26 protein-coding genes and 2 riboswitches are annotated in these 26,122 nt (G+C 64.2%); of the genes, 24 read left to right on the top strand and 2 right to left on the bottom strand.

Annotation, left to right across the window (positions count from 1 at the left end):
• Nucleotides 1-57 precede the first annotated feature (57 nt).
• The 14 genes from fusA (at nt 58) to ACTNAU_RS00175 (ending at nt 13,768) form a co-directional block, all read left to right on the top strand.
• Nucleotides 58-2,142, top strand: a complete 2,085-nt coding sequence (fusA, locus tag ACTNAU_RS00240; protein ID WP_059003979.1) for an elongation factor G — start codon at nt 58-60, stop codon at nt 2,140-2,142.
• A 130-nt stretch (nt 2,143-2,272) separates the two neighbouring features.
• Complete coding sequence (tuf, locus tag ACTNAU_RS00235) at nt 2,273-3,475, top strand: elongation factor Tu (RefSeq protein WP_185916554.1); 1,203 nt, start codon at nt 2,273-2,275, stop codon at nt 3,473-3,475.
• A gap of 372 nt (nt 3,476-3,847) precedes the next feature.
• A complete protein-coding gene (locus ACTNAU_RS00230; protein ID WP_256136247.1) occupies nt 3,848-4,570 on the top strand; it encodes an ABC transporter ATP-binding protein in 723 nt (240 codons plus the stop codon).
• Nucleotides 4,571-4,573: 3 nt separating this feature from the next.
• Nucleotides 4,574-5,497, top strand: coding sequence for a SufB/SufD family protein (locus ACTNAU_RS00225; RefSeq protein WP_059003976.1), 924 nt, complete (start codon nt 4,574-4,576; stop codon nt 5,495-5,497).
• A 169-nt stretch (nt 5,498-5,666) separates the two neighbouring features.
• Nucleotides 5,667-6,125: a GNAT family N-acetyltransferase gene (locus ACTNAU_RS00220; protein ID WP_075109675.1), complete on the top strand. Its 459-nt coding sequence runs from the start codon at nt 5,667-5,669 to the stop codon at nt 6,123-6,125.
• Nucleotides 6,126-6,197: 72 nt separating this feature from the next.
• Nucleotides 6,198-6,345: riboswitch (FMN riboswitch) on the top strand.
• A 95-nt stretch (nt 6,346-6,440) separates the two neighbouring features.
• Nucleotides 6,441-7,022 (top strand): ECF transporter S component, encoded by a 582-nt coding sequence (locus ACTNAU_RS00215; protein ID WP_207721350.1) that lies wholly within the window; start codon nt 6,441-6,443, stop codon nt 7,020-7,022.
• A 29-nt stretch (nt 7,023-7,051) separates the two neighbouring features.
• Nucleotides 7,052-7,157, top strand: a riboswitch (SAM riboswitch).
• 110 nt (nt 7,158-7,267) lie between these two features.
• Complete coding sequence (gene metK / locus ACTNAU_RS00210; RefSeq protein ID WP_441097313.1) at nt 7,268-8,446, top strand: methionine adenosyltransferase; 1,179 nt, start codon at nt 7,268-7,270, stop codon at nt 8,444-8,446.
• 266 nt (nt 8,447-8,712) lie between these two features.
• The gene (locus tag ACTNAU_RS00205) at nt 8,713-9,042 is read left to right on the top strand and encodes a hypothetical protein (protein ID WP_021658682.1); all 330 of its coding nucleotides are present in this window, start codon (nt 8,713-8,715) and stop codon (nt 9,040-9,042) included.
• An 87-nt stretch (nt 9,043-9,129) separates the two neighbouring features.
• Entirely contained in the window at nt 9,130-11,337 is a 2,208-nt protein-coding gene (gene recD2 / locus ACTNAU_RS00200; RefSeq protein ID WP_441097170.1) for an SF1B family DNA helicase RecD2, read from the top strand.
• Nucleotides 11,334-12,044, top strand: a complete 711-nt coding sequence (locus ACTNAU_RS00195) for a ComF family protein (protein WP_185916561.1) — start codon at nt 11,334-11,336, stop codon at nt 12,042-12,044. The genes recD2 and ACTNAU_RS00195 overlap by 4 nt, the downstream gene beginning before the upstream one ends.
• Complete coding sequence (locus ACTNAU_RS00190) at nt 12,031-13,041, top strand: rod shape-determining protein (protein WP_441097169.1); 1,011 nt, start codon at nt 12,031-12,033, stop codon at nt 13,039-13,041. Before ACTNAU_RS00195 ends, ACTNAU_RS00190 begins: the two co-directional genes overlap by 14 nt.
• Nucleotides 13,042-13,063: 22 nt before the next feature.
• Complete coding sequence (locus ACTNAU_RS00185; protein WP_441097168.1) at nt 13,064-13,243, top strand: hypothetical protein; 180 nt, start codon at nt 13,064-13,066, stop codon at nt 13,241-13,243.
• Nucleotides 13,244-13,246: 3 nt separating this feature from the next.
• On the top strand, nt 13,247-13,429 hold the full coding sequence (locus ACTNAU_RS00180) for a hypothetical protein (protein ID WP_021661495.1): 183 nt from the start codon (nt 13,247-13,249) through the stop codon (nt 13,427-13,429).
• 27 nt (nt 13,430-13,456) lie between these two features.
• Entirely contained in the window at nt 13,457-13,768 is a 312-nt protein-coding gene (locus ACTNAU_RS00175) for a spore coat protein (protein ID WP_185916563.1), read from the top strand.
• A 725-nt stretch (nt 13,769-14,493) separates the two neighbouring features.
• On the opposite strand, the gene ACTNAU_RS00170 is transcribed toward ACTNAU_RS00175, so the two are convergent.
• Nucleotides 14,494-15,336 (bottom strand): mechanosensitive ion channel family protein, encoded by an 843-nt coding sequence (locus ACTNAU_RS00170; RefSeq protein WP_185916564.1) that lies wholly within the window; start codon nt 15,334-15,336, stop codon nt 14,494-14,496.
• A gap of 261 nt (nt 15,337-15,597) precedes the next feature.
• Here ACTNAU_RS00170 and ACTNAU_RS00165 point away from each other — a divergent pair, with 261 nt between their 5' ends.
• Nucleotides 15,598-15,951 carry an OadG family protein gene (locus tag ACTNAU_RS00165; RefSeq protein ID WP_185916565.1) on the top strand — a complete coding sequence of 118 codons (354 nt, stop codon included), beginning with the start codon at nt 15,598-15,600 and terminating at the stop codon, nt 15,949-15,951.
• A gap of 33 nt (nt 15,952-15,984) precedes the next feature.
• A complete protein-coding gene (locus ACTNAU_RS00160) occupies nt 15,985-17,151 on the top strand; it encodes a sodium ion-translocating decarboxylase subunit beta (protein ID WP_207721352.1) in 1,167 nt (388 codons plus the stop codon).
• Between the two features lie 120 nt (nt 17,152-17,271).
• On the opposite strand, the gene ACTNAU_RS00155 is transcribed toward ACTNAU_RS00160, so the two are convergent.
• On the bottom strand, nt 17,272-17,517 hold the full coding sequence (locus tag ACTNAU_RS00155) for a hypothetical protein (RefSeq protein ID WP_185916566.1): 246 nt from the start codon (nt 17,515-17,517) through the stop codon (nt 17,272-17,274).
• A gap of 287 nt (nt 17,518-17,804) precedes the next feature.
• Here ACTNAU_RS00155 and ACTNAU_RS00150 point away from each other — a divergent pair, with 287 nt between their 5' ends.
• From ACTNAU_RS00150 to ACTNAU_RS00115, 8 genes are read left to right on the top strand one after another with little or no spacing between them, the layout of a single operon-like run.
• Nucleotides 17,805-20,180, top strand: a complete 2,376-nt coding sequence (locus ACTNAU_RS00150; protein ID WP_441097167.1) for an ATP-dependent helicase — start codon at nt 17,805-17,807, stop codon at nt 20,178-20,180.
• A gap of 13 nt (nt 20,181-20,193) precedes the next feature.
• Nucleotides 20,194-20,856 (top strand): dTMP kinase, encoded by a 663-nt coding sequence (locus tag ACTNAU_RS00145; RefSeq protein WP_441097166.1) that lies wholly within the window; start codon nt 20,194-20,196, stop codon nt 20,854-20,856.
• A gap of 23 nt (nt 20,857-20,879) precedes the next feature.
• On the top strand, nt 20,880-21,770 hold the full coding sequence (locus ACTNAU_RS00140) for a DUF2156 domain-containing protein (RefSeq protein WP_185916569.1): 891 nt from the start codon (nt 20,880-20,882) through the stop codon (nt 21,768-21,770).
• Nucleotides 21,770-22,627 (top strand): GNAT family N-acetyltransferase, encoded by an 858-nt coding sequence (locus ACTNAU_RS00135; RefSeq protein ID WP_441097165.1) that lies wholly within the window; start codon nt 21,770-21,772, stop codon nt 22,625-22,627. Before ACTNAU_RS00140 ends, ACTNAU_RS00135 begins: the two co-directional genes overlap by 1 nt.
• Nucleotides 22,628-22,677: 50 nt before the next feature.
• Nucleotides 22,678-23,217 (top strand): DJ-1 family glyoxalase III, encoded by a 540-nt coding sequence (locus tag ACTNAU_RS00130; protein ID WP_441097164.1) that lies wholly within the window; start codon nt 22,678-22,680, stop codon nt 23,215-23,217.
• Entirely contained in the window at nt 23,218-23,787 is a 570-nt protein-coding gene (locus tag ACTNAU_RS00125; protein ID WP_185916572.1) for a 5-formyltetrahydrofolate cyclo-ligase, read from the top strand.
• 21 nt (nt 23,788-23,808) lie between these two features.
• The gene (mltG, locus tag ACTNAU_RS00120) at nt 23,809-24,885 is read left to right on the top strand and encodes an endolytic transglycosylase MltG (protein ID WP_441097163.1); all 1,077 of its coding nucleotides are present in this window, start codon (nt 23,809-23,811) and stop codon (nt 24,883-24,885) included.
• Between the two features lie 3 nt (nt 24,886-24,888).
• The gene (locus ACTNAU_RS00115; RefSeq protein ID WP_441097162.1) at nt 24,889-26,118 is read left to right on the top strand and encodes a peptidase U32 family protein; all 1,230 of its coding nucleotides are present in this window, start codon (nt 24,889-24,891) and stop codon (nt 26,116-26,118) included.
• Nucleotides 26,119-26,122 lie beyond the last annotated feature (4 nt).

Here is a 26,122-nt window from a genome sequence, read left to right as displayed (position 1 = left end):
CAATATTCTCAGCAAACATCTGCACAGAATCGTGCAAACCCTGATAAGGAGGGCATTATGCCAAGAGACGTTTCTCTGGAACTGACTAGAAATATTGGCATTATGGCTCACATTGATGCTGGTAAAACCACCACCACCGAGCGTATTCTGTACTATACGGGTATCAACCACAAGATCGGTGAGACTCACGACGGTGCGGCAACAATGGACTGGATGGAGCAGGAGCAGGAGCGCGGTATCACCATTACCTCCGCTGCTACGACTACCCACTGGAAGGGCCATCGCATCAATATTATTGACACCCCGGGCCACGTGGACTTCACCGTTGAGGTGGAGCGCTCTCTGCGCGTGCTCGACGGCTCGGTGACGGTGTTCTGCGCCAAAGGCGGCGTGGAGCCCCAGTCCGAGACGGTTTGGCGGCAGGCCGACAACTACAAAGTCCCCCGCATGGCCTTCGTCAACAAAATGGACATCATGGGCGCCGACTTCTACAATGTTGTCGCCATGATGAAAGACCGCCTGAAGTGCAACGCCGTGCCCCTGCAGCTGCCCATCGGCGCCGAGGAGACCTTCAAGGGGATCGTCGACCTGATGACCATGCGCGCGGAAGTCTACTACGACGACCTGGGCAACGACGTTCGCGACGAGGAGATCCCCGAGGATATGCGGGAGCTGGCGGACAAGTATCATGCTGAGCTGGTGGAAGCAGTCGCCGAGCTGGACGAGGACCTGATGATGAAGTACCTCGACGGCGAGGAGCTGGAGATCCCCGAGATGAAGAAAGTCATCCGCCGGGCCACCATCTCCAATGAAATGGTTCCGGTTCTGTGCGGCACCGCCTACAGAAACAAGGGCGTGCAGCTGCTGCTCGACGCCATCGTCGAGTACATGCCTTCGCCCACCGACATCCCCGACATCAAGGGTGTCAACCCCGAGACCGACGAAGAGGAGACCCGTCCTTCCGACGACAACGCCCCCTTCTCGGCCCTGGCGTTCAAAATTGCCACCGACCCCTTTGTGGGCAAGCTCTGCTTCTTCCGGGTCTACTCCGGTACCCTGGATGCGGGCACCAGCGTCTACAACTCGGTCAAGGGCAACAGCGAGCGGGTCGGCCGCATCCTGCAGATGCACGCCAACCACAGAAAAGACATTGAGAAGGTCTACGCGGGCGAGATCGCCGCGGCGGTCGGTCTGAAAAACACCACCACCGGCGACACCCTCTGCGACCCCAAAGCCCCCATCATCCTCGAGTCTATGGAGTTCCCCGAGCCGGTCATCCGGGTCGCCATCGAGCCCAAGACCAAGGCCGGGCAGGAGAAGATGGGCATCGCCCTCTCCAAGCTGGCTGAAGAGGACCCGACCTTTAGGACCTACACCGACGAGGAGACCGGCCAGACCATCATCGCCGGCATGGGCGAGCTCCACCTGGAGATCATCGTCGACCGCCTGCTGCGGGAGTTCAAGGTCGAGGCAAACGTGGGCAAGCCCCAGGTCGCCTACCGCGAGACCATCCGCCGCGAGAGCGACGTGGACCACAAGTACGCCCGCCAGTCCGGCGGCCGCGGCCAGTACGGCCACGTCAAGATCCGCGTTCGCCCCAACGAGACCGGCAAGGGTTATGAGTTCCTCAACAAGGTCGTCGGCGGCGCCATCCCCAAAGAGTATATCCCCGCCGTTGATTCCGGTATCCAGGGCGCCATGCAGACCGGCGTGCTCGCCGGTTACCCGGTGGTCGACGTGGTGGTCGAGCTGTACGACGGCTCTTACCACGAGGTCGACTCCTCCGAGATGGCCTTTAAGATCGCCGGCTCCATGGCCTTTAAAGAGGCCATGCGCAAGGGCGACCCGGTCATCCTGGAGCCCATCATGAAGGTTGCGGTCATCGTCCCCGAGGAGTACATGGGCGATGTCATCGGCGACATCAACTCCCGCCGCGGCCAGATCCAGGGCATGGAGTCCCGCCCCGGCGCCCAGCAGATCAACGCCTTCGTCCCCCTGGCCGAGATGTTCGGCTACGCCACCGACCTGCGCTCCAAGACCCAGGGCCGTGGCCAGTACACCATGGAGCCCAGCCACTACTCTGAGGTTCCCAAGTCCATCGCCGAGGGGATCATGAGCAAACGGGGCAAAAAAGAGGACTAGTTCCCCGCCCTGCGCCCGGCTTTGGGCCTTGCATTTCCCCTGGCAAGTTGCTACAATAGGGGTACATTGAGAGGTCTGTCTGACAGACGATAATTGCGCTATTACAAGCGAAGAAAAAGGAGGAACACCAATGGCTAAGCAGCATTTCGAAAGAAACAAACCCCATGTGAACATTGGTACCATCGGCCACGTCGACCATGGTAAAACCACCCTCACCGCCGCCATCACCAAGGTCCTGGCAATGAAGGGCCAGGCCCAGTACGAGGCCTACGACATGATCGACAAGGCCCCCGAGGAGAGAGAGCGCGGCATCACCATCAACACCGCTCACGTTGAGTACGAGACCGACAAGCGCCACTACGCGCACGTCGACTGCCCCGGGCATGCTGACTACGTCAAGAACATGATCACCGGTGCGGCCCAGATGGACGGCGCTATCCTGGTTGTCTCCGCGGCTGACGGCCCGATGCCCCAGACCCGCGAGCACATCCTGCTGTCCCGTCAGGTCGGCGTTCCCTACATCGTTGTCTTCATGAACAAAGCTGACCAGGTCGACGACGAAGAGCTGCTGGAGCTCGTCGAGATGGAGATCCGTGAGCTGCTGAGCAGCTACGACTTCCCCGGCGACGACATTCCGATCATCAAGGGCTCCGCCCTGCAGGCCATCGAGTCCACCAGCACCGACATCAACGCCCCTGAGTACGCCCCCATCCTGGAGCTCATGGACGCTGTTGACGAGTATATCCCCACCCCCGAGCGCAAAGCCGACCTGCCCTTCCTGATGCCCATCGAGGACATCTTCACCATCACCGGCCGCGGCACCGTCGCCACCGGTCGTGTGGAGCGCGGTCAGCTGAACACCGGCGACGAGGTCGAGATCGTTGGTCTGGCCGACGAGAAGAAGAAGACCGTTGTCACCGGCATCGAGATGTTCCGCAAGATCCTGGACTACGCTGAGGCTGGCGACAACATCGGCGCCCTGCTCCGCGGCATCCAGAGAGATGAGATCGAGCGCGGCCAGGTCCTGTCCAAGCCCGGTTCCATCCACCCCTACACCAAGTTCTCCGGCCAGGTGTACATCCTGAAGAAGGAAGAGGGCGGCCGTCACACCCCGTTCTTCAACAACTACCGTCCCCAGTTCTACTTCCGGACCACCGACGTGACCGGCGTCATCTCCCTGCCCGAGGGCACCGAGATGTGCATGCCTGGCGATAACGTCACCATGGACGTTGAGCTGATCACCCCCATCGCCATCGAGGAAGGCCTCCGCTTCGCTATCCGCGAGGGCGGCCGCACCGTTGGTTCGGGCGTTGTCACTGGCGTTCGCGACTAGTTTCTAGCCCTTTAAAAAGCGCTTCGGCAATTTTGCCGAAGCGCTTTTTTTCTGCCCATCTGTCTGTTGACAGGGCAGATATTGCCCTCGCAAATGCCCGGCTTTTTATCCCTATTTGGCGGGGTGAGCGGCACCGCCCTGTTTATCCACTTCGAAGGGCAACCCCTGTCCCCCCTGCGGCCCTTCCGCCGCAGGGGAGAGCGGAGGGGCGGGGAGAAGGGCTCTCTTTCCCCGCCCCGACCCTCTTTTTTCCCTGTTCGGCCCCCGGCCAACAAAATGTTTACTAAATTGGTATTTTACTGCTGCAAAGGCGGGAAAATGTGGTATACTAATACCGTTCAAATTTGTTTGTGAAAGATGCGGAGAAAGAATATGCTGCAATTACAACACATCTCCCTGCAGGTCGAAGACGGCGCCAACAGGGAGATCCTCAAAGACGTCAACCTCACCGTTGGCGACGGCCGCTTTGTGGTCATCACCGGCCCCAACGGCGGCGGCAAATCCACCCTCGCCAAGGTCATTGCCGGGATCCTCGCCCCCACCGAGGGGCGCATCCTCCTAGACGGCCGGGACATCACCCGGGCCTCCATCACCGAGCGGGCCAAGATGGGCATCGGCTTTGCCTTTCAGCAGCCGGTGCGCTTCAAGGGGCTGACGGTGCGCGACCTCGTGACCCTCGCCGCCGGGGACGAGACCCTCTCCGACTGCGACATCGGCCGCTACCTGCGCGCGGTGGGCCTCTGCCCCCGCGACTACATCGACCGCGAGGCCAACGCCAGCCTCTCCGGCGGCGAGATGAAGCGCATCGAGATCGCCATGGTCCTGGCCCGCAAGACCCCCCTCACCATCTTCGACGAGCCGGAGGCCGGCATCGACCTCTGGAGCTTCGGCAACCTCATCGACGTCTTTGCCGACTTGCGGCGGGAGACCGAGGGCTCGGTCCTCATCATCTCCCACCAGGAGCGGATCCTCAACATCGCCGACGAGATCGTGGTCCTCTCGGGCGGGTCCCTCACCATGCACGGCCCGAAGGACGAAATTCTGCCCGGTCTCCTGCGGGGGGATCGCTGCGCCTTTTGCAGAGGGGAGGAGTAACCCGTGAACGACATCACCAAACAGCTTTTATCGCTCATCAGCGATTTTGACCCCGAGACCGGCTTCACCGGGGCCTTCAACATCCGCGAGGACACCGGCTGCGCCGGCCGCCAGAACAGCCAGAACATCGAGATCAGCTCCAAGTCGGACAAGCCCGGCATCGACATCCGGGTCAAACCCGGCACCAAGGGGGAGACGGTCTACATCCCCGCCTGCGTCACCCACAGCAAGGTGGACGACCTGGTCTACAACGACTTCTACATCGGCGCCGGGGCCGACGTGGTGGTGGTGGCCGGCTGCGGCGTCCACACCGACGGGGAGGAGAGCTCCCAGCACAACGGCATCCACCGCTTCTACCTCGAGCCGGGGGCCCGCGTCCTCTACCGGGAAAAGCACATCGGCACTGGCGAGGGCAGCGGCCAGCGCATCATCAACCCCCAGACCTATGTGGAACTGCAGGAGGACAGCTACCTGGAGATGGACACCACCCAGATCAAGGGGGTGGACTCCACCCAGCGCCTCACCACCGGCGTGGTCGGCCCCCGGGCCCGGCTGGTGGTCCGCGAAAAGCTGATGACCCACGGCGAACAGTACGCCGAGACCAATTTCGAGGTGGACCTCAACGGCGAGGACAGCGGCGCCGACCTCATCTCCCGCTCGGTGGCGAAGGGGCACTCCAAACAGCTCTTCCGCTCCCGCATCAACGGCAACGTCCGCTGCACCGGGCACTCGGCCTGCGACGCCATCATCATGGACGAGGGCACCGTCTCCGCCATCCCCGAACTCACTGCCAACGACCTGGACGCGGCCCTCATCCACGAGGCGGCCATCGGCAAGATCGCCGGCGAACAGCTCACCAAGCTGATGACCCTGGGCCTCACCGCCGAGGAGGCGGAGGCCAAGATCATCGAGGGCTTTTTGAAGTAGTCTGCCAAACCCGGCCGCGCGGCCCCGCCCGCCCCTCTCCCCGCCCTCCGCGGGGGAGCTGGGAAAGGCGACCGCCCCGTCCGGCCGCCCCTCGCGAGGAGGGGGGCGCGGGCCTCTGCCCGGCGGCTGTCCCATACGTTAACAAAAGATCACGCAAGGGGGAATACCTGTGCTTTTGCGCCTCTACCGCTCCAAAGACCTGGACGGGGTGCTCGACCTCTTTTACCGGGCCGTCCACGGCTGCTGCACCCGGGACTACACCCAGGCCCAGCTGGACGCCTGGGCGCCCCAAAACCCCGACCGCTCCCGCTGGCAGAAGACCCTCACCCAGCACTACAGCCTGGTGGTGGAGGGGGAGGGGGGACTGGCCGCCTTTGGCGACCTGGACGGCAGCTATCTCGACCGCCTCTACGTCCACCCCGACTGCCGGGGCCAGGGGCTGGCCGCCCTGCTGGTGGACGCGCTGGAGGCCCGCGCCCTGCAGGGCGGGGTCAAGGTGCTGCGCACCGACGCCTCCATCACCGCCCTGCCCTTCTTTCTGGCCCGGGGGTACCGGGTGGTCAGGGAACAGCAGGTCAAGCGGGGGGAACAGACCCTCACCAACTACGCCCTGGAGAGGGAGCTCTAGCGCATCCCCCGCGTAAAAAAGGCCTGTCCCCACCTTGACAACGGCTCCCGGGGGTCTATAATGAGAGTAGAAAGTCTGTTTCAGGGCGGGGTGTGATTCCCCACCGGCGGTGACAGGGCCTCTGCCCTGAAGCCCGCGACTCCTCCGGCCTCCCCGGCCGGCGGACTGATTCGGTGTGATTCCGAAGCCGACGGTATAGTCCGGATGAGAGAAACGGCGCATCTTTTCTGCGTCCGCACGCCCTCGGCCTTTTCAGACCGAGGGCTTTTTGCGTCCCAGACAGACCTTCCAAACACTTTTTTTGGAGGGATTTTTATGTCCAGACAAACTGCCAACCGCACCCGCAAGCTCACCACCATGGCCATGCTGGCCGCCATCTCCATCGTGCTGGTGGCCCTCATCCACTTCCCCATCATCCCCGGGGCCACCTTTTTGGAGTACGACCCCGCCGACGTCTCCATCCTGGTGGGCACCTTCCTCTTCGGCCCCTGGGCGGGGCTGGCCCTCACCGCCGTGGTCTCGGTGATCCAGGGCCTCACCGTCAGCGCCGGGTCGGGGGTCATCGGCATCCTCATGCACTTTCTCGCCACCGGGGTCTTTTCGGTGCTGGCCGGCTCCATCTACCAGAAATGGCACACCCGCAAGGGGGCGCTGGTGGGGCTGCTGCTGGGTTCCCTGGCCATGACCGCCGTCATGTGCCTGTGCAACCTGATTTTTACCCCCCTCTTCATGGGGGGGACCGCCAAGGACGTGGCGGCCATGCTCATCCCCATCATCATCCCCTTCAACCTGGTCAAGGCCCTGGGCAACAGCGCCATCACCTACCTGGTCTACAAGCCCATCAGCAAGCTGGTTTTCGGCAGGGAACAACCGGTGTTGACAACCTCCGCCAAATAGCGTATACTGATTTTCGCACAATTGAATATCACTTATCAAGAGCGGCTGAGGGAACAGGCCCTGTGAAGCCCGACAACCTGCCCCCCGCGGGGGTGCAAGGTGCCAAATCCTGCGGGTAAAGCCGAAAGATAAGCTTCGCATAAAAGCTCGGTGTTTGCCACCGGGCTTTTTTTCGACCCCGGCAAAAGTGATCTCTTCAATGGCAGAAAAACGCGTGCATTGAAAGGAAGGAAAAAACTGTGAGCATGAGAAAACTCTTCACCTCCGAATCGGTCACCGAGGGGCACCCCGACAAGATCTGCGACCAGATCTCCGACGCCGTCCTCGACGCCATCATGGAAAAGGACCCCGCCGGCCGGGTGGCCTGTGAGACCTGCGTCACCACCGGCATGGTGATGGTGATGGGGGAAATCACCACCAGCTGCTATGTGGACATCCCCAAGATCGCCCGCCAGGTCATCCGCGACATCGGCTACACCCGGGCCAAATACGGCTTTGACTGCGACACCTGCTCGGTCCTCACCTCCATCGACGAGCAGTCCCCCGACATCGCCCTCGGGGTGGACAAGGCCCTCGAGGCCAAGGCGGGGGAGGAGGACGCCGGCACCGGCGCCGGCGACCAGGGGATGATGTTCGGCTTCGCCTGCGACGAGACCGAGGAGCTGATGCCCCTGCCCATCTCCCTGGCCCACAAGCTGGCCAAGCAGCTGACCGAGATCCGCAAGGAGGGCAAGGTGGACTACCTCCGCCCCGACGGCAAGACCCAGGTCACCGTCGAGTACGACGGCGACACCCCGGTGCGGGTGGACACGGTGGTCATCTCCACCCAGCACGGCGACGAGGTCACCCTCGAGCAGATCCGGGAGGACATGATCGAGCTGGTCATCAAGCCCATCGTCCCCGCCGCCCTGCTGGACGAAAAGACCAGGTACCTGGTCAACCCCACCGGCCGCTTTGTCATCGGCGGGCCCCAGGGGGACAGCGGCCTCACCGGCCGCAAGATCATTGTCGACACCTACGGCGGGTACGGCCGCCACGGCGGCGGCGCCTTCTCCGGCAAGGACCCCACCAAGGTCGACCGCTCCGCCGCCTACGCCGCCCGCTATGCCGCCAAGAACGTGGTGGCCGCCGGCCTGGCCAAGAAGTGCGAGGTCGAGCTGGCCTACGCCATCGGGGTGGCCCACCCGGTCTCGGTGCTGGTGGACACCTTCGGCACCGGCGCGGTCAGCGACGACAAGCTGGCCGAGGCGCTGGTGAAGGTCTTTGACTTCCGCCCCGCCTCCATCATCCGCGACCTGGATCTGCGCCGCCCCATCTACCGCCAGCTGGCCGCCTACGGCCACCTGGGGAGAGAGGACCTGAACGTCCCCTGGGAGAAGACCGACCGGGTCGACGCCCTCCGGGCCGCCGTTTCGGCGCAGTAGCCCCTTTTGCGGCCGCACGGGCGGCCGAACCAATTTCACCTGCCGGCAGGGGAGCCGGGCGGGCCGAGTGGCCTGCCCGGCCCCTTTTTTGTCCGGGGCAGATGAGGGGGAGCTGCCTGCGCCCAAACGGCAGTTTTTCGCCCCCTTCGGGGAAGGGAGAGCCGCTGCCGCCCCATTCCTTTTTGGCCCCTTTTCCCACAAAAAGGCGGCGGGAGGGGCACCTTTTGCCCCCTGCACCCATACACTGGCGCAAGAGGTGATTGAGTATGGAATTCGTCGCAAAACTCCTGCTGGTGGTGCTGGCGGCCGTGGGGCTGGCCGAGTGCGTGGGCCTGCTGGGCGACCTGATCGACCGCCGCCGCAAGCTGCCCCTCTACCTGATTGCGCCCCTCCCCGCCCGGCCGGGCGACTGTGAGAACGCCCTGCGCAGCCTTCGCCGCACGGTGGAGCGCAGCACCTTTGCCTGCAAGCTGGTCCTCACCAGCCCCGGCGAGCTCACCGAGGAGCAGCGGGAGATCCTCGGCTTTTTCTACGGCAGCGAGGACTTCCCCGAGGTCTGGGAGACATTCGACCCCCGCCAACTGGGTTTGCATTGAGAGGGCAGTTGGGGTATACTGGTACACGGAATACAGGACGTATCGGCCGCCAGAAGGCGGCCCTTTTTGAAGGGGGAAGGGGACAAGGTGGAAAGCGCAGAGCAGCTCATCCAGCTCGCCGGCACGGTGGAGGGGGTGGTCTTTCGCAACCGGGAAAACGGCTGGTCGGTGGTGGACATCTCCTGCGAGGGCGAACTGATCACCGCCGTGGGCGAGTTCTCCGAACTCAGTGAGGGGGAGGAGGTGGAGCTCACCGGCGTCTTTGTCAACCACCCCACCTTCGGCCGCCAGTTCAAGGCCAGCCTCTGCACCACCAAACTCCCCGCCACCGCCGGGGCCATCCTCAAGTATCTGGCCTCCGGGGCCATCAAGGGCATCGGCCCGGTGACGGCCCGCCGCATCGTCGACCGCTTCGGCAGCCGCACCCTGGAGGTCATCGAAAAGGACCCCGACGCCCTGGCGCAGGTGCAGGGCATCTCCCTGAAAAAGGCGGAGGACATCCACCTGGAGTACCAGCGGGTCTTCGGCATCCGCTCCCTGCTGGCCTTTATGGCCCAGTACGGCTTCTCCGCCGCCGAGGCCATCAAGGTGTGGAAGTTCTGGGGCCCCCAGGCGCAGGAGCTGCTCTGCGAAAACCCCTACCGCCTCTGCCTCTCCTTCATCGGCATCGCCTTTGACCGGGCGGACGCCATGGCCATCCAGCTGGGCCTCTCCCCCGAATCGGGGGAGAGGGTGCAGGCCGCCGCCGCCCACGTGCTCCGCCACAACACCCAAAACGGCCACACCTGCCTGCCGCGGGAGAAGCTGGCCGCCGTCACCGCCAGCTACATCGGCCTGCCCCCCGAGCGGGTGGACTTTGAAATCGGCGAGATGCTGGAGCGGGAGAACCTGGTGGAATACACCGGGGACGAGCGGCCCATGATCTTTTTGCCCGACTACTACCGGGCCGAGGGCTACATCGCCACCCGTCTGCAGATGCTCATCTCCTTCATGCCCGACAACGGCACCCAGTGGGACCGGCAGATCGCAGCCCAGGAGAAGGCGCTGGGCATCGTCTACGCCGACACCCAGAGGGAGGCCATCGCCCAGGCGCTGCGCCAGGGGTTCGTGGTCCTCACCGGCGGGCCCGGCACCGGCAAGACCACCACCATCAACGGGATGATCGAGCTCTTCGAGAAGGACGGCCGCAAGGTGGCCCTCTGCGCCCCCACCGGCCGCGCCGCCAAGCGGATGAGCGCCGTCACCGGGCGGGAGGCCAAGACCATCCACCGCCTGTTGGAGGCGGGGTACCAGAAGGACGGCACCCTGGCCTTCACCAAGAACGAGGAGGACCTGCTGGACTGCGACGTCCTCATCCTCGACGAGGTGTCGATGGTGGATGTCCTCCTCTTCGAGGCGCTGCTGCGGGCGATCAAGCTCAACTGCAAGCTGGTGCTGGTGGGGGACTACGACCAGCTGCCCTCGGTGGGGGCGGGCAACTTGCTCAAAGACATCATCGACTCCGGCTTTTTCCCGGTGGTGCGGCTCTCCCACATCTTTCGCCAGGCTGCCCAGAGCGCCATCGTCACCTCGGCCCACGAGATCTTAGAGGGGCAGGTGCCCGACCTGGCCCAGCGGGACAAGGACTTTTTCTTCCTCCCCGCAAGGGACAAGCCCTCCGGCCTGGCCCTCATCCGCGACCTGGTCACCACCCGGCTGCCAAAGGCCTACGGCCTCTCTCCCGCCGACATCCAGGTGCTCTCCCCGGGCCGCCGGGGGGCCGCCGGGGTGCAGCAGCAAAACCGCATCCTCCGGGAGGCGGTCAACCCCGCCCGCGGCCAGCCCGAGATCGGCTATATGGGGATGAGCTTTCGCCAGGGGGACAAGGTGATGCAGACGCGCAACAACTACGACATCGTCACCACCCAGGAGGAGACCGGCGAGAAGGGGACCGGGGTCTTCAACGGCGACATGGGGCAGATCGAGGAGATCGACCGCAAGAACGGCCTCATCCACATCCGCTACGAGGACAAGCGCGCCGCCTATACCCCCGACATGCTGGGGGAGATCGAGCACGCCTACGCCGTCACCGTCCACAAGAGCCAGGGGAGCGAGTTCGACGCGGTCATCCTCTCCCTGTTGGAACCCAACCCCAAGCTCTACTTCCGCAACCTCCTCTACACCGCCGTCACCCGGGCCAAAAAGCTGCTGGTGATCGTGGGCAGTCGCCGCGCCGTGGAGATGATGGTGGAGAACAACCGCAAGACCCTGCGCTACAGCGGGCTGGGCTCCTTCCTGCGGGACATCCTCGGGTGAGGGCCCTCGCGGCGGCCCTCCGCCTGCTCTACCCCCGGGTCTGTCCCTTCTGCGGCGACGCCATCCCCCTGGGACAGCGGGTCTGTCCAAAATGCACGTTGCAAAGCCACCGCATATCGGATACAATAAACCGTAAGGGCGTGTTGGAGGCGCAGGGGGAGACCCTGCCCTACGCCGAGGGGGATATCGCCCCCTTCTGGTACGAGGGGCCGGTCCGCCGGGCCATCACCGCCTACAAGTTCTCCGCCCGCCTGGGATCGGCCGAGGTGCTGGCGGCCCACATGGCCGACACCTGCCGCGCCGTTCTCCCCCTTGAGGAGATCGAGGGGGTCGTCTGCGTGCCGGGCCGCCCCCGCCAGCGGCGGGAACGGGGGTTTGGCCACAGCGAACTGCTGGCCCAGCACCTGGCGCGGGAGTTGGACATCCCCTATTTGAAGGGGGCGCTGGTCAAGTTGTTCGACACCCCCTACCAGCACCGGCTGGGCCTCCCGGCCCGCAGGGAAAACCTGCTGGGCGCCTTTGAGGTGGCCGACCGGGCGGCGGTGCGGGGCAAGACCCTCCTCCTCTGCGACGACATCGTCACCACCGGCGGCACCGCCGCCGAGTGCGCCAAGATGCTGCGGGTCAGGGGCTGTGAACGGGTGTATTTCTGCGCGGCGGCAGCCGCAGGTAAGGAAAGGAATAGGGAAGCAAATGGCAAATTATGATATTGGCTTTGACCTGGGGACCACCTCCATCATCATCTATGTGGTGGGCAAGGGGATCGTGGTCAAAGAGCCGTCGGTCATCGCCGTCAACCAAAAGACCGGCGAGGTGCTGGCCATCGGCGAAAAGGCGCAGGAGATGGCGGGCAAGACCCCGGCCCACATCGTCGCCAAGCGCCCGCTTGAAAACGGCGTCATCTCCGACATCGACATGACCGAAGAGGTGGTCAAGTACTTCATCCGCAAGGTCAGCTCCTCCTACGTGGTCAAGCCCAAGGTGGCCATCTGCGTCCCCTCCTCGGTGACCAACGTCGAGTCGCGGGCCGCGGTCAACGCCGCCCTCTCGGCCGGGGCCCGCAAGATCTTCCTGGTGGAGGAGCCCATCGCCGCGGCCCTGGGCTCGGGCATCGACATCTCCAAGCCCCGGGGGCGGATGGTGGTGGACGTGGGCGGCGGCACCGCCGACATCGCCGTCATCTCCCTCAACGACGTGGTGCTCTCCACCTCGGTCAAGTGCGCCGGCACCCAGTTTGACGAAAAGATCATCAACTACATCCGCCTCAACCGCAAGGTGCTCATCGGCGAGCGGACCGCCGAGCGGGTCAAAAAGGAGATCGGCGCGGTGATGGAGGGGGTCCTCCCCGAGACCGAGATGGAGGTCAAGGGCCGCAGCCTGGAGACCGGCCTGCCGATGAAGATCGCCGTCAGCTCCTCCGAGCTCACCCCCACCCTCAACGAGTTTGCCATGAGCATGGTCGCCACCATCAAGGGCATCCTCGAAAAGACCCCGCCCGAACTGGTGGGCGACATCTGGGAGGACGGCATCATGCTCACCGGCGGCGGCAGCCTCATCAAGGGCCTGCCCGAGCTCATCTCCAAAGAGACCGGGGTGCGCTGCTACGTGTCGGAGACCCCCATCGACTGCGTGGCCATCGGCACCGGCATGGCCCTGGATTTGATGGAAGACGGGTACAGCATCAACTACGACAGGGACTATTGATTGCGTTTTATACGATTTGTAGTTGTATTTTGGCGGATTTTATCAAAAAAACAGATTTTTTCAAAAGAAAAAAGCGGATGGACTTCCATCCGCTTTTTTGCATCTTCCCCGCCGGACTGCGCAAACTGATAGGGAAGAAGCGGCCGCCGCGGCTGCAGGGACTGCGACGGCTGTTTTTTCCAAGCAAAAAAAGGGGGAATGACCGGTGGAGAACATTACAGAGAAAGAGCTGTCCGGCATTGAGGACAGCCTGACTATGGAGCAAAACCTCATTGCCAAGTACCAGATGTACGCCTCGATCTGCGCCGACCCGCAGGTGAAGAGCAAGTGTGAGCAGATGGCCGCCAAGCACCAGAACCACTTTGACAAGCTGCTCTCCTGCCTGTAAGGGCAGGCAGGGAAAGGGGAACGGAAGATGAACAACATGATGGATGACAAGTCGATTTTGACCGACATGCTGAGCTCGCAAAAACAGATCACCGGCATCTACAACACCTTTGCCGACGAGTGCGCCACCAAGCAGATGAAGGGCGTGATGATGGACATCCTCGCCGAGGAGCACCAGATCCAGATGGAGGTCTTCGAGGAGATGCAGAAGCGGGGCTGGTACCAGGCCCCCGCCGCCCAGGCCGACAAGGTCAACCAGGCCAAGCAGAAGTTCACCAAGGAAAACGCCCAGTGCAACGCCGAGTGTGAGCACGAAATCAAAATCGACACCGCCCGCTAAAGCCGCCCGCACCGCAGAAGAGCTGCCGCCGAGAGAATCGGCGGCAGCTCTTTTTGGGCTCAGAAGGCAAGGTGGCGGAGCGGTTTGTTGCCGCACCCGTGCGGGGTGCGACTAGCTTCGACGAGACTGACCGCTGTGTCTGCCCAATTTCAATCCACGCACCCACATGAGGTGCGACCACAGCTTCTTCCCGTTTTTCGAGGGGCTGTCCGAATTTCAACCCACGCCCCCGCACAGGGTGCGACTTGAGCACTACATTTCTTGCACCGAACCCACCACTCATTTCAATCCCCGCGCCCGCACAGGGTGCGACTGTACACTGCGCCCAAAATGACTACGGTTCCAATATTTCAATCCCCGCACCCGCACGGGTGCGACAGCAAACTTGTATAAAAGCGAATACCTGTTTGCCCTTTTACTATATCTTTTGTACAGACCCTTGTCAATCTTCTCGCAATTTCTTTTGCCGCCCATCTTTTTTCTCCATTTTTCCCCTATTTTGTCAGTGCGGACCTGCCGGGAAATCCCTGTGCGCTTGCCATTCGCACTGCATTGAACTGAACGCAGATCCTTTCTCTCTGTTTTCTCCAAAAGGCCATTGCTTGCAAGGGCTCGCATTGGCGGGGGAAGCGCAGCGGCGAAAATGGCCCTCTGTCTGGGGCGACAAAAAGCCGCCCCGGCGCTGTCCAGCGCGTCGAGGCGGCCATAAAAAGCGGCTTGTCCTCCTATTTGACCAGTGTCACATCCAAGTGGGGGTAGGCGATGGGGATGCCCTCTCTGTCGAAGGTGCGCTTGATCTCCTCGAGCAGGTCGTATTTCAGGGGGAAGACCTTCGCCGGTTCGGTCCAGACCCGCACGGCGATCTCCAGGGCGCTGTCCCCAAACTCCGACAGCCGGATCAGGGGGGCGGGCTCTTTGTAGCTGTCCGGGTGGGCGTAGACGATCCCCTTGAGCAGCTCGATGGCCCGCTCAAAGTCGGCCTCGTAGGGGATGGGGACCACCAGATCCAGGCGGCGGCTCTCCTCGCTGGAGGCGTTGATGATTTTGGAGCTGGTCACCTGGCCGTTGGGGATGTAGATGCCCCGGTTGTCGATGGTCAGCAGCTTGGTGTAGACCACCCCGATCTCCAGCACCGTGCCCGAGGTGCCGTCGAGATCGACAAAGTCCCCCACCCCAAAGGGCTTGGTGATGAGGATCTGCAGCCCTCCGGCCACATCGGTCAGGCTGTCCTTCACCGCCAGGGAGACGGCGATGCCGGCCACGCTGAAGATGGCCAAAAAGCTCGACAGTTCGATGCCCAGGGAGCTGCCGGCGGTGAAGAGCACCAGGAACCAGAGGACGATTTTGAGGACGGAGGAGAAAAACTTGTAGGCGCTGGGGGAGAGGTTGCGGCGCTTGACCACCCGGTCCACCAGCCGCAGGATCACCTTGATGGCGATATAGCCCACCAATAGGATAAGGGCGGCTTTGGCCAGCGAGGGCAGCATGCCCAAAAACCAGTTCCAGACCCCCTCCAGGGTGAGGCCCTGGGGGATTTCCGGCAGATTGACGGCGGAAGATGTGTCCATAGCGGGGTCCCTCCTAACACAGACGGTTTTGACGACTTCACCCTATCACATTTTGCGCAAAAAGGCAATCGCAGCCCGCCCGGCGGAAAGGGGGGAGGGGAGTTGGACGAGTTTGACAAAACAAAGACAATTTCGCCGTTAAAAAATCAGCAGCCATTTGTTAAAAAATTGTTCACTCCGAATTGAAATAGACAGGCCCTTGGGGTATAATGTATTCGATTGGAATTTTCACAAAATGAATATAGAAAAGGAGATCGCGATATGGACTTTGCAATTCTGGTCACCATTACCGGCATGGCTGTGGTTTTTGCGGCCCTCATCTTTTTGACCTTCTGCATCTGGCTGATGGGCAAACTGTTGAGCAGCTTCACCAAGCCGAAGCAGCCCGCCGCCCCCAAAACCGAGGCCAAGCCCGCCGCTCCCGCCCCCAAGGCGCCCGCTCCGGTGGCAAACGCCACCGCCGGCATCCCGGGTGAGGTCGTGGCAGCCATTTCCGCCGCAGTTGCCAGCATGATGGGCGGCAAGCCCTTTGCCGTGCGCAGCATCAAGCGCAAAAAGCAGACCCGTCCCGCCTGGGGCGCCGCCGGCATTGTGGAAAACACCCGCCCCTTTTAAATCCCGTAACCGAAACAGAAAGGAAATGAAGCCATGATTCAACAAGCTTTGGACGCCATTGGCGGCATCCTCACGTCGTCCGGCTTTGCCAACTGCAGTTGGCAGAACCTGGTCATGATCGCCATTGCCTGTGTGCTGATCTATCTGGCCATCGGCCGCGGGTTCGAGCCGCTGTTGCTGCTCCCCATCGCCTTCGGCATGCTGCTTGCCAACATCCCGGTCGCCAACCTCAACTCCTACGCGGCCCCCTACATAGACCCAGTGACCGGCAAGGAGATGGCCGGCAGCCTGATCTACTACCTCTATCAGGGCGTGAAACTGGGCATCTACCCGCCGCTCATCTTCCTGGGCATTGGCTGTATGACCGACTTTGGCCCCCTCATCGCCAACCCCAAGAGCTTCCTGTTGGGCGCTGCCGCCCAGGGCGGTATCTTCTTCACCTTCATCGGCGCCACCCTGCTGGGCTTTACCCCGCAGGAGGCCGGCTCCATCGGCATCATTGGCGGCGCGGACGGCCCGACCGCCATCTTCGTCACCAGCAAGCTGGCCCCTGACCTGTTGGGCGCCATCGCCATCGCGGCCTACTCCTACATGGCCCTGGTCCCCATCATCCAGCCGCCCATCATGAAGCTGCTCACCACCAAGAAAGAGCGCGCGGTGGTGATGGAGACCCTGCGTCCGGTCTCGAAGATCGAGAAGATCGTCTTCCCCATCATGGTCACCCTCATCGTCTCCTTCCTGGTGCCGGATGCCGCCCCGCTGGTCGGCATGCTGATGCTGGGCAACCTGATGCGCGAGAGCGGCGTGGTCGAGCGCCTGGCCAAGACCGCCCAGAACGAGCTGATGAACATCATCACCATCTTCCTGGGGGTCACCGTTGGCGCCACCGCCACGGCCGAGCGGTTCCTCGACCCCAAGACCCTCAAGATCATCGCCCTGGGCCTCATCGCCTTCTGTGTCGGCACCGCCTGCGGCGTGCTGCTGGGCAAGCTGATGTACGTCCTGAGCAAGGGCAAGATCAACCCCCTCATCGGCTCGGCCGGTGTCTCGGCTGTGCCCATGGCCGCCCGCGTCTCCCAGAAGGTCGGCCAGAAAGAGAACCCCGCCAACTTCCTGCTGATGCACGCCATGGGCCCCAACGTGGCCGGCGTCATCGGCTCGGCAGTCGCGGCCGGTGTCCTCATCAACATCTGCAAATAGCCATTTTGCGGCGATTTCCTCTACATTCACCTAAAAAGAGCGCCCGAAGCCTTGTGCTTCGGGCGCTCTTTCTCGCGGTTTCGCTCTGGCCGATCCAAGGGGGGAGGGAGGAAAGGGCCTTTACCGCATGGACACCGCGACCAGGGCCACCCCCAGGGCAAACAGCCCGCACAGGTAAAAGACCACCACCAAAAAGGTCTTTTTCTCCTTCACCGCGCGCCACCCGGCCACAAAGCTGATGACGCTCAACAGCCCCAAGATCACCGGCATCCACAGGTCCATGGCCAGCACCCGCGCCAGGCAGAGGGCGGAGAGGACCAGCACCAGCACCGCCAAGATCAGCTGTATGAGACTTTCCCTTTTCACGGTGAAACACACCCCTTTTCAGCGGGCGGCCAACCCAGAGACAGAAACGACAAACCGCCCTTTTTTTCTATTATACGACCAATTTCGCCATCTGTCCACGCCGTCGAAAGAAGAGGCGAGACATCCAATTTGCGGGCTGAAAATCGGCGCTTTTTCTTTTATTGGATGGGGAGATGTGGTACAATAGGGGAGAAAACGCGGCCCCCCATCGGCGGCGGCCGCCCCGCGCCCCGCCCCCTTCCGGCGGCGCCGGCGCGCCTTCCCATCACACCCGCAAGGAGATTTTTATGACAGACTACCAGTCCCAATTTTTGACCCTGCGCAAGCAGTATATCGACTACCGCTTCCGGGGTCTCAACGAGATGCAGAAGAGGGCCGCCCTCACCACCGAGGGCCCCATCCTGATCCTGGCCGGCGCCGGCAGCGGCAAGACCACCGTGCTGGTCAACCGGGTGGCCAACCTGGTGGCCTTCGGCCAGGCCTACCACAGCGACAAGGTCTACGGCACCCCCACCGAGGAGGACATCCTCAACCTGGAGAGCGCCATCCAAAACGGGGACGAGATCCCCGCCGAGACCTTCCGCAAGCTCTCGGTGAACGCCCCCCGGCCCTGGAACATCCTCGCCATCACCTTTACCAACAAGGCCGCCGGCGAGCTCAAAGACCGGCTGATCGCCATGATCGGGGAGGAGGCCAGCGACATCCAGGCCAGCACCTTCCACTCGGCCTGCGTGCGGATCCTGCGCCGGGGCATCGACCGGCTGGGCTTTACCTCCAACTTCACCATCTACGACCAGGACGACGCCCTGCGGCTGCTCAAGACCATCTTAAAGGAGATGCAGGTCGACGACAAGATGTTCCCCCCCAAGGCGATGCTGCACAACCTGGGCCGCCTCAAGGACAGCATGGTGGACTGGGAGGAGTACGCCGCGCAGGAGCACCCCGACTACAAGCTCCGCGTCACCGCCCAGGTGTACAAGCGCTACCAGGACGCCCTCAAGCGGGCCAACGCCGTGGACTTTGACGACATCATCTACCACACGGTGCGGCTGTTCCAGCAAAACCCCGACGTGCTGGAGTACTACCAGCAGCGCTACCGCTACATACTGGTGGACGAGTACCAGGACACCAACCGGGTGCAGTTTGAGCTGGTGAGCATGCTGGCCAGGGGGCACCAAAACCTCTGCGTGGTGGGGGACGACGACCAGTCCATCTACAAGTTCCGGGGCGCCACCATCGAGAACATCCTCAACTTTGAGGGCACCTTCCCCGGGGCCGAGGTGATCCGGCTGGAGCAGAACTACCGCTCCACCCAGAACATCCTCGACGCGGCCAACAGCGTCATCGCCAACAACACCGCCCGCAAGGGCAAAAACCTCTGGACCGACAAGGGCGACGGGGCAAAGATCATCGACTACACCGCCCGGGACGAGTTCGGCGAGGCCGAGTTCATCGGCGACACGGTGGTGAAAAACGTCTCCGAGGGGCGATACCGCTACGGCGACCACGCCATCCTCTACCGGATGAACGCCCAGTCCAACGCCATTGAAAAATATTTCGCCAGGGCGGGGGTACCCTATAAAATAATCGGCGGCCTGCGCTTTTACGACCGCAAGGAGATCCGGGACCTGGTGGCCTATCTGAGCGTCCTCAACAACCCCTCCGACGCCATCCGCCTCAAGCGGATCATCAACGAGCCCAAGCGGGGCATCGGCGAGGCCACCGTGGCCAAGGCCGAGCAGATCGCCGCCGGGCTGGGCCTCAGCCTCTACGAGGTGCTGCGGGAGGCGGAGAGCTACCCCGCCCTCTCCGGCAAGAAAAAGGCCATCGCCGCCTTTACCCAGGTGATGGACGAGCTGATCGCCGCCAGGGAGAGCGAGAAGATGTCGGAGCTGACCCTGCGCCTTTTGGAGGAGACCGGCTACGCCGCCTCCCTGCGGGCCCAGGGCTTTGAGGGGGAGACCCGGCTGGAGAACATCGAGGAGTTCGTCTCCAACGTGGTCCGCTACGAGCAGACCGCCGAGGAGCCCAGCTTGCAGGAGTTTTTGGAGGAGATCGCCCTCATCACCGACATCGACAACTTCGACCGGGAGGCCGACAGCGTGGTGCTGATGACCATGCACGCCGCCAAGGGGCTGGAGTTCCCCAACGTCTTCATCGCCGGGATGGAGGACGGCATCTTCCCCGGGCGGCAGTCCCTCTACTCCCCCGAGGAGCTGGAGGAGGAGCGCCGGCTGTGCTATGTGGGCATCACCCGCGCCAAGGAGAATCTCTACCTGCTGCACACCCGGCAGCGGATGCTCTTCGGCCAGACCCAGCGCAACCAGCCCAGCCGCTTTTTGCAGGAGATCCCCGAGGAGTATGTGGAGCACGAGGGGGCGGAGGAACTGCCCAGCGGCCTCTTCGGCGGGGGCGCCGCCAAGCAGGTGGGCCACTTCCGGGCCCAGAACAACCTGGGGCTGGGGGGGCAGACCGGCCGCCCCGCCGCAGCCGGGGGCGGCAATACCTACCAGGCCGACGACCTGGTCTCCCACAAGGTGTTCGGCCGGGGTCGGGTGCTGCGCACCACCCCCATGGGGGGCGACACCCTGCTGGAGATCGCCTTTGAGGGCGCCGGGGTGAAGAAGATCATGGCGAATTTCGCCAAATTGGAAAAACTGTGAGGAGGTCTTGCCGGTGAGCGGCAAACTGTTTGTCATCGAAGGGCTCGACGGCAGCGGCAAGGGCACCCAGACGGAGCTTTTGACCCGGCGGCTGCAGGGGGAGGGGCGAGCGGTGCGAAAGCTCTCCTTCCCCCGGTACGGGGACCCGGCCGCCGGGGCCCTGACCGAGTACCTGCACGGCAGCTACGGCCAAAAGCCGGAGGACGTCAACGCCTACGCCGCCTCCACCTTTTTCGCCGTGGACCGCTACGCCAGCTTTCGCCAGGACTGGCGGGAGGCCTATCTGGCCGGGAGCTTGATCCTCTGCGACCGCTACACCACCTCCAACGCCGTCCACCAGACGGCCAAGCTCTCGCGGGGGGAGTGGGACGGCTTTCTCGACTGGCTCTACGACTTTGAGTTCGGCAAGTTGGGCATCCCCCGCCCGGCGGCGGTCTTCTACCTGGACATGCCGCCCGAGGCCTCGCAGAAGCTGATGGACAAGCGCTACGCCGCCAGCGGCGAGAAGGACATCCACGAACAGGACCTGGCCTACCTGAACCACTGCCGCCAGGCCGCCCTCTACTGCTGCCAGAAGCTGGGGTGGACGGTCATCGACTGCGCCCGGGGGGGCGTTCCCCGCCCGGTGGAGGAGATCGGCGAAGAGCTGCGCGGCGCGGTCGAGGCCGCCCTGTGACCAAAAAAGGAGTTAAAAATTGTATGTTGTCATTTAAAACGCCGGAGATCGAAGACCGAAAATGGGTCCAGCCCCTGCTGGACCAGAGCCAGTACACCAGCGATGAGTACACCTTCAGCAACATGTTCATGTGGTGGGAGGGGTACGGCATCCAGTTCACCGAGTACGAGGGGATGTTTCTCGCCCGCAGTGTGGAGGGGGAGACGGTCAACTACATGTTCCCCGCCGGCGCGGTGGACGTGGGGGTGTGGTACGCGGCCTGCAAGGCCGACGCCGACGCCCTCGGCAAACAGCTGGTCATCAGCGGCGCGGGCCCCAAACAGGCGGCGCTGCTCACCGGCCATTTCGGCGACCGGGTGCGGTTGGAGTACAACCGGGACTTCTACGACTACGTCTACTTACAGGAGAAGTTGGCCACCCTCTCGGGGAAGAAGTACCACTCCAAGCGCAACCACATCTCCTACTTCGAGCAAAATTACAACTGGCGTTTTGAGATCATCGACGAGGACAACATGGCCGACTGCCTGGCCATGAACGAGGAGTGGTGCCGCGAAAACGGCTGCACCCAGAGCGAGAGCCTGCAGATCGAGTACTGCGCGGTGAAAAAGGCCTTTGCCCACTGGGACGAGCTGGGCCTCTTCGGCGGGCTGATCCGGGTGGACGACCGGGTGGTGGCCTACAGCTTCGGCCACGCCCTCAACGACACCATGGTGGACGTGCACGTGGAGAAGGCCTTCTCCGACTACCGGGGGGCCTACCCCATCATCAACCGGGAGTTCGCCCGCAACCTCTGCGGGGGCTACACCTACATCAACCGGGAGGAGGACCTGGGCGAGGAGGGGCTGCGCAAGGCCAAGCTCTCCTACCACCCCGAGTGCATGGTGGAGAAGTTCATCGCCCGGGTGGCGGACTGATGCTCCGCCTGGCGGGGCCGGGGGACTTCGCGTCCCTCTGTGCGATCTGGCGGGCGGGCTTTGGCGACGGGGAGGAGTACGTCCGCCTCTTTTGGCAAACCTGGCGGGAGAGCTGCCGCCCCTACCTCTGGCAGGACGAGGCGGGCCCCGCCGCCGCCCTCTTCCTGCTGCCGGTGGAGTACCGCCGGGGCAGCGAGCGGGTCCCCCTCTGGTACCTCTACGCGGCGGCCACCCTGCCCCAGCGGCAGGGGGAGGGGATCATGTCCCGGATGCTGGAGGAGGTCTACCGCCGGGAGACCGGCGGGCGGGCGGGCATCGCCCTGGTGCCGGGGGAGCCCTCCCTCTTCTCCTTCTACGGGGCCCGCGGCTACCGGGAGTGGGGCGGCCTGCGGCGGCTGACGGTGGCGCGGGGCGAGTGCGCCGTGGGGGCGGGCTGCCCCCTGCCCCCCCTCTCGCCAGAGGCGCTGGCAGACAGCCGGGAGGCGGCCTTTCTGGCCGGCGGCTACCTGGCCCACGGCCCGGCGGGCCTTCGCCACGCGGTGGCCGACTGCCGCTTCTGGGGGGGCGACGCCCTGGGCTTTGCCGGCGGGCACCTGCTCTACCAGAGAGACGGGGAGGAGCTGGTCGTCAAGGAGCTGGCCGCCCCCGACGACGGGAGCGCCCTTGCCGCCCTCGCCGCCCTGTTCGCCCAGACGGGGGCCGCCCGGGCCCGGCTGGCGCTGCCGGTCTTCTCCCCCCTCTTTGCCGGCCGGGGGGAGGTCGGGCGCTTTGCCCAACTGCGGCCGGCGCCCAGCGCCCCCGACTGGCTGTTGGGGGCAAAAACAGAGAGCTGTTACGCCGGTCTCCTCTACGACTGACCGGCGGGGAAACGCCCCCTTTGAGGGGGCGAGAATGGAGGTTTCGCGCGATGATAGCAGTATTTTTGGCAGAGGGATTTGAACAGACCGAGGCCCTGGCCCCGGTGGACGCCCTGCGGCGCGCCAAGAAAGAGGTGCGGACCGTGGGCATCGGCGGCCGGGAGATCACCAGCTCCCACGGGGTGACGGTGCGCTGCGACCTGGCCGACAGCGAATTTGCGCCGGGGGCGGAGCTGGAGATGATCGTCCTCCCCGGCGGGCTGCCCGGCACCCTCAATTTGGAGAAGAGCCCGGTGGTGCAGGGGGCGATCGACTTCTGCCTGGAGCGGGAGATCCCCATCGCCGCCATCTGCGCCGCCCCCTCCATCCTGGGGCACCGGGGGCTGCTGGACGGCCGCCGGGCCACCGCCAACCCCGGTTTTCAGGACCAGTTGGGAAAGGCCGTCTGCACCGGCGAGGCCGTCTGCCGGGACGGCCGCTTCACCACCGGCCGGGGCGCCGGGGTGGCGGTGGAATTCGGCCTGGCGCTGGTGGAACAGCTCTGCGGCAGAGAGGCCATGGAGGCGGTCAAGGCCTCTATGGCGATTTAAATGGCCGAGAAGGCGGTCTCGAAAAAGGAGGCCAGGGAGAGAGCCCGCAGTTACCGCCAGGGGCTGCGGCCCGGGCCCAAAAACAAGATGGACACCGCCATTGCCCGGGGCTTTTTCGAGGGGGCGGGCGGGGACGAACGGGGCGCAGCCCTCTACTACTCCCTCCCGCAGGAGGTGGACACCCGGCGGATCATGCGCCGGCTGTTGGCCGAGGGAAAGCGGGTCTACCTGCCCCAGACCAGCCCCGCGGGGAAGATGCGGATGGTCCGCTTTGAGGGGTCGCGGCAGCTGGCCAAAGGCCCCTACGGCATCCTGGAACCCACCGGCTCCACCGTGTTGGACAAGCGGATGGCGCTGCCCATCCTGGTGCCCGGGCTGGCCTTTGACCGCCGGGGCCACCGGGTGGGCTACGGCGGGGGCTACTACGACCGATACCTGAAGAACTACCCCGGGCTCAAGGTCGGCCTGTGCTACGAGGCCTGCCTGCTGGACGAGATCGAGGTTGATCCCTGGGATCAGCCGGTGGACATCCTCCTCACCGAGAGGGGAGAGTACGCGGCAAAGCGATAGCCGCCCGATAGGAGAAAGCGCATGGAACACCTGAACAAGCAAACCGCCGGAAAGAAGAAAAAGACCCTGCTGATCGTGGCAATCGTCCTGGCAGCGCTGCTGCTCATTGCCGGGGGGCTGGGCCTCTACGCCGCGTCGGAGATCGGCGGCTGGGGGGGCGACGACAGCCAACTGGTGACGGTGACGGTGGAGAAGGGGGCCTCGACGGCGGCCATCGCCTCGGCCCTCAAGGAGGAGGGGGTCATCGGCAGCAAGACCCTCTTTCGCCTCTACTCCAAGTTGAGTGGGGGCGACGGCACCTACCAGTTCGGCAACCACGAGCTGCCCAAAAAGGCGGCCTACAAGGACGTCATCGCCGCCCTCCAGCAGGCGGCGATCAACGAGAACGTGGCCACCGTCACCATCCCCGAGGGGTACAGCCTGCCCCAGATCGCCGCCGCCCTGGAAGAGGCGGGGGTCTGCAAGGGGGACGCCTTTTTGCAGGCCCTGCAGACCGGCCAGTTCGAGGGCTCTTTCGAGGCAGAGGTGAGCGACTCCCCCCTGAAGATCTTGAAGATGGAGGGCTACTGCTTCCCCGACACCTACCAGTTTGAAAAGGGGAGCGACCCGGCCGCCGTGGCCCAGACCATGCTCGCCCACTTCGACAGCCAGATCACCGCCGAGATGCGGGCGCGGATGGACGAGTTGGGGATGAGCTTGGAGGAGACGGTGACCCTGGCCTCCATCATCCAGAAGGAGTCCTTCACCAACGAGGACATGAAGCAGGTCTCCGGGGTGTTTCACAACCGGATGGCCGCCGGCAGCAGCCTGCCCATGCTCCAGTCGGACGTGACCATCGTCTTTTTGCGGGCCTATGACGCCTACGGCATCCCCTACACCGAGGAGCAGTCGGAGGCCTACAACACCTACACGGTCACCGGCCTGCCCATCGGCCCGGTGGCCTGCCCGGGCAAGGCCGCCCTGGAAGCCGCCCTCTGGCCGGCCAGCCACGACTACTACTACTTTGTCACCGACGCCGACAACAACTACCTCTACGCCAAGACCTTCCCCGAGCACGAGAAGAACGTGGCCCAGGCCGACGCGACCCGGGGGAAGTAGGCGGTGCTGAAAAAACCGGAACTGCTGGCCCCCGCCGGGGATGAGGAGCGGCTGGAGGTCGCCCTCCTCTACGGGGCGGACGCCGTCTACCTGGGCGGCCAGCGCTTTGGCATGCGGGCCGGGCCGGAGAACTTCTCCCCCGACGGGCTGCGGCGGGCGGTGGCCCTGGCCCACCAAAAGGGGGTCAAGGTCTACCTGACCTGCAACACCCTCCCCCGGCAGGGGGAGCTGGCCGCCCTGCCCGCCTTTCTGGCCGAGGTGGCGGAGGCCGGGGTGGACGCCTTCATCATCGCCGACCTGGGGGTGATGGAGGCCGCCCGGCAGGCGGCGCCCCAGGTGGCGCTGCACGTCTCCACCCAGCTGGGGGTGGTCAACGCGGCCACCGCCACCGCCCTCTATAAAATGGGGGCCAGCCGGGTGGTGCTGGCCCGGGAGCTCTCGCTGGAGGAGATCGCCTCCATCCGCCGGGAGACCCCGCCCCAGCTGGAACTGGAGGCCTTTGTCCACGGGGCCATGTGCATGTCGGTGTCCGGGCGGTGCCTCCTCTCCCAGTACCTGGCCGGCCGGGACCCCAACCGGGGGGACTGCGCCCAGCCCTGCCGCTGGCGCTACCGGCTGGAGGAGGAGAGCGCCCCCGGCGTCTACCACGAGATCGGGGAGATCCCCGGCCAGGGGAGCTACCTCCTCAACGCCGGCGACCTGCGGATGATCGAGCACCTGGGCGCGCTGGCGGCCGCCGGGGTGGGCAGCTTCAAGATCGAGGGGCGGGCCAAGTCGGTCTACTACGCGGCGACCGTCACCAACGCCTACCGCATCGCCATCGACCGCTGGGCCGCCGCGCCGGACGAGCCCTGCCCCGACTGGCTGGTGGGGGAGACCGAGGCGGTGAGCCACCGGCCCTACACCACCGGCTTCTACTTCGGCCAGCCCCGCCAGTTCACCGAGAGCGGGCAGTACCTGCAGAGCTGCCAGGTGGCGGCGGTGGCCGAGCGCTGGGCGGACGGCCGCCTCTGGTGCCGGATGAAAAACCGGCTGCGGGAGGGGGAGGAGCTGGAACTCCTCCTCCCCGGCCGGGCCCCGCTGGCCCTGCCGGTGGCCGACCTGCGCGACGGCGCGGGGGAGCCCATCCGCGAGGCCATCCACCCCCACATGGCCTTCTCCCTGCGCTGCGAGGAGCCCGCCCCCAGGGGGGCGATCCTCCGCCGGCGGCTGGAAGGGGCCCTTCACCTATAGGATA

Origin of the sequence: Bittarella sp. HCP28S3_D9 (assembly GCF_052065655.1) — a bacterium.
Taxonomy (GTDB): domain Bacteria; phylum Bacillota; class Clostridia; order Oscillospirales; family Ruminococcaceae; genus Bittarella; species Bittarella massiliensis.
The sequence above is the reverse complement of the archived record's forward strand: the minus strand, read 5'-3'. Positions and strand labels throughout refer to the sequence as shown.